The sequence below is a fragment of the Halomonas sp. ND22Bw genome (assembly GCF_003011945.1).
Lineage (GTDB): Bacteria > Pseudomonadota > Gammaproteobacteria > Pseudomonadales > Halomonadaceae > Halomonas > Halomonas halophila.
The window spans coordinates 1-272 of sequence record NZ_PXWD01000863.1 but is presented as its reverse complement, the minus strand read 5'-3'; the positions used below and the strand labels follow the sequence as shown (position 1 = coordinate 272).

The following is a 272-nucleotide window of genomic DNA, read 5'->3' as shown; positions in this document are numbered from 1 at the left end:
ATCAAGCTCGATGCCTCGCGCACGAAAATACGAAAGCATGCACGGCACGTCGACCCACCATGAACGCGTACAACGTCCTTCAGGGGAGATGTGGGAGAGCCATGGAATACGGCCTTTACTAGAAGCGTTGTAGAGACTTCTGATGTCCAGCGGTTGTTCGAGCTCGATTGACTTCAGCAAGACGACGCGCGGCACGGATCTTGTCATCGATCCCCCGCGGTGGCTTGTATAAGAGCTTCGATATCCGAAGTCCGCCAAGCCGTGCATCGTGC

1 protein-coding gene is annotated in these 272 nt (G+C 55.5%); it reads right to left on the bottom strand.

What is annotated here, in order from left to right; translation table 11 throughout:
• Positions 1 to 207 (bottom strand): hypothetical protein (locus tag CVH10_RS26850; RefSeq protein ID WP_219924910.1); only part of this gene is annotated, 207 nt, incomplete at its 3' end.
• Between the last annotated feature and the right edge of the window lie 65 nt (positions 208 to 272).